1 protein-coding gene, 2 tRNA genes and 1 pseudogene are annotated in these 3,249 nt (G+C 57.2%); 1 reads left to right on the forward strand and 3 read right to left on the reverse strand.

Translation table 11 applies throughout. The features are described 5' to 3' along the window. Window positions 1-74, reverse strand: a tRNA-Asp gene (locus tag ACTG4B_RS15280). Between the two features lie 137 nt (window positions 75-211). Then, window positions 212-288: transfer RNA gene (locus ACTG4B_RS15285), tRNA-Asp, on the reverse strand. 286 nt (window positions 289-574) lie between these two features. Between ACTG4B_RS15285 and ACTG4B_RS15290 the strand changes: the two genes are divergently transcribed. Next, the gene (locus ACTG4B_RS15290; protein ID WP_439156561.1) at window positions 575-2,770 is read left to right on the forward strand and encodes a spermidine synthase; all 2,196 of its coding nucleotides are present in this window, start codon (window positions 575-577) and stop codon (window positions 2,768-2,770) included. A 156-nt stretch (window positions 2,771-2,926) separates the two neighbouring features. Here ACTG4B_RS15290 and ACTG4B_RS15295 read toward each other — a convergent pair. Beyond that, window positions 2,927-3,249 (reverse strand): annotated as a pseudogene (locus tag ACTG4B_RS15295) (transposase); the annotation flags it as partial.

Consider the following 3,249-nt stretch of genomic DNA (forward strand, 5'->3'; position numbering starts at 1 on the left):
CGCGGTTGACGGGGCTCGAACCCGCGACCCCCGGCGTGACAGGCCGGTACTCTAACCAACTGAGCTACAACCGCGCGTGAGGGGCGGGATAATCCGCGATGTCAGAAGCGTCAACGCTAAAATCGCGCGATACGCGATAAATTCGTCACGACAGCCTATGCCCAGCGCAAGCGCGCATTTGCCGACCATATTTATTGAATGAGAAAGGCAGTGGCGCGGTTGACGGGGCTCGAACCCGCGACCCCCGGCGTGACAGGCCGGTACTCTAACCAACTGAGCTACAACCGCGCATCTGCTTGTCCAACAACGAAGCCGGACTGCGCTGCTTCTATGTCCGCCGCTCTGGGCCGTCAAGCGGTCATCGCCGCTTTTGTCATAATCGTTTTCCTGTCGGCCGGAAAAAGGAATACGGCCTGATCGCATCGCCGGTTATTTGCAACCGCCCGGGGCAACGTCCTGTCCCCTGCCAATGTGATGACAAAAGCAAGCCACGGAAATTCACTGCATACTCCGCAAATTCGCCACATTCGAACCGTTTATGTAATGGAAACAATCACGAGCCCGGGGCGCAATCATGACCAGCACACAAACGACGGCCAGTTCACGCAGAACGGCGGCGCTGATCCCTGTACTCTTCACCGCAACGATCTTTCTGTCCGCTTCTTTGTTGTTCTTCGTACAGCCACTCTTTGCCAAAATCGTGCTACCCGCGATTGGCGGCGCACCGGCTGTCTGGACGACGGCAATGCTGTTTTTTCAGACCGTGCTGATCGCGGGTTACCTTTACGCACATCTTTCCACGAAATATCTGCCTGTCACAGCGCAGCTTGGCTTGCATCTGGCGCTTTGGGCGCTGGCGCTGATGTTCTTGCCGCTGTCCATCCAAACCGGTTGGCGGTTTGATCCTGACGCCCCTGTCGCCCTTCAGACACTGACGCTGTTTGCGGTTGGGGTCGGTCTGCCGTTTGCCGTGCTTTCGGCCAACGCGCCCCTGATCCAAAGCTGGTATGCAAAAAGCGATGGGCCCTCTGCAGATGATCCGTATTTTCTTTATGGCGCGTCCAACTTCGGCTCGCTCACTGCGCTGTTGGCTTTTCCACTTGTGGCAGAGCCGATGTTCGGGGCTGCGGACATCGGATGGGCGTGGGCTGCCGGTTTCATTCTGCTGGGCGCATTTTTGTGCCTGAGCGGTCTGGCCGCACGCCGGGGGCATGCGACCGGCAAGGCCCGGACATACGGGGAAAAGCCCCAACTGAAACTCTACGGGTTGTGGCTGTTTCTGGCATTTGTACCTTCATCGCTCATGCTCGCGGTGACCAGCAAGATCAGCACGGATATTGGCTCTTTCCCGTTGGTTTGGGTGCTGCCGCTGGCGCTGTATCTGCTGACGTTCGTGCTGTGTTTCACGAATCGGCCCTGGATCGGGCGACGGCACCTTGATGTGCTCTTTCTGATAAGTCTTGCCATGTTTGCCATTGTGCTGACCGGCATCAAGCTTGGCACCGTAACCATCCCGTTGACGGTCGTACTGCTGCTGGCGTTCTTTTTCATCGCCATGAAAGCACATCAAACGCTGTATGATGCCCGACCGGGGCCTGAAAATCTCACTGTATTTTATCTCGTGATGTCGGTGGGCGGTGCGCTCGGCGGGCTGTTCAATGCCATCCTGGCCCCAAGTCTTTTCACCGATCTTCACGAAGCACGGATCACCGTGTTCCTTGCCGCGTTTCTGCTATTGGTTGGGGTTGCGCGCCCGACAGTGCGAAAGCTTGGCTTTGCTGTTCTGACAACTGTGGTCGTCTTTGCGCCGGTCGCAACCTATGGCACACTGAATTTCGGTCTTCGGGTCGACACGCTGGTGATGATCGTTGGTGTCCTGATGCTGGTTGCGATCCATTTCAGCAGGTCCGACGGGATTATTGCGTTTGCCGCTGTCATCGCAATGATCGCCACGGGGCTGCAACTGGCGTCGCTTGGCCGGCCGATCTTCAAGGACCGCAGCTTTTTCGGGGCGCATTTGGTCGAGGACCAGGCCGGGCTCCGCATCTACCGGAACGGCACCACCCTGCATGGTGCCCAGATGATCGCAGAGTTGTCAGGCCCGGACGATCCGACACCACTGTTCTATTACCACCCACAAGGACCGATGGCACGGGTCATGACCTCGGCCACGGGGCTGGCTGCGACCGATATTGGGGTCATCGGGCTGGGCGTGGGATCGCTGGCGTGCTACACGCAGCCCGGTCAGTCTTGGCAATTCTACGAAATTGACACAATGGTAGACCGCGTGGCCCGCGACCCCGCGTTCTTTACCTTCATTTCCGACTGCAATCCTGACGCACCCACACATATCGGGGATGCCCGTGTGGTACTGGCCCAGCAGACGGACACGCAATATGACATTCTGGTGGTCGATGCCTATTCGTCGGATGCGGTGCCAGTTCACCTGACCACGAATGAGGCCCTGAAACTCTATCGCGACCGGTTAAAGCCCGGTGGGATCATCATGTTTCATATCACGAACAGGTATTATGACCTTTCGCGTCCGTTGGCGCGCAGCGCGGCTGACCTTGGCCTCAGTGCATATATCCAACGCTATGACGGCGCCCCCGATGTCCAGAGCAACAGTTCATCAAAAGTCGTGATCATGTCCCCAGACCCGGCAAGCATCGCCCCCTTCGCCGCAGACCCCAAATGGGACCCTGTGGAAAATGACGGCGGCCGCATCTGGACAGACGATTACGCCAATCTTCTTGCCATACTGAAGTAAGGAAAATGGTGGGTGATGAGAGGCTCGAATTCTAATCTATATTAGATATTTCAATAGCTTATAGACACATCTGTAACCATGTAACCGCCCCTAAAATGGACCAACTGACGTTACGGAAACTTGCCCATTGATCCCTTCAGGCATATTCTGCGCATTGCCCCGCTTGCCCTTGCGGTGGATGTGGCTCTTGAGTTTGCAGTCCCGCAGCTTGCCCTCCATCTCGTCAGATCGATATGCCGCATCCGCCCACACGCCCGAACCTGTGTTACCACGCATCAGCAGATGATCCACCGCCTGACTATCGTGCAGGGCAGCGTCGCTGACGTGATAGCGCCGGACCAGCTTGTGCTCGCAGTCCACGTTTGCGTGGTTTTTGTAGCCATAGTGGCTCTTACCGTGCTTCTTGGTCCAGCGCGCATCAGTGTCCTTCTGGCTACGCTTGGCTGGTTTGTCTGCCCAATCCTCGGGCACCTCGCCAT

The organism is Yoonia sp. (genome assembly GCF_965660735.1).
Lineage (GTDB): Bacteria > Pseudomonadota > Alphaproteobacteria > Rhodobacterales > Rhodobacteraceae > Yoonia.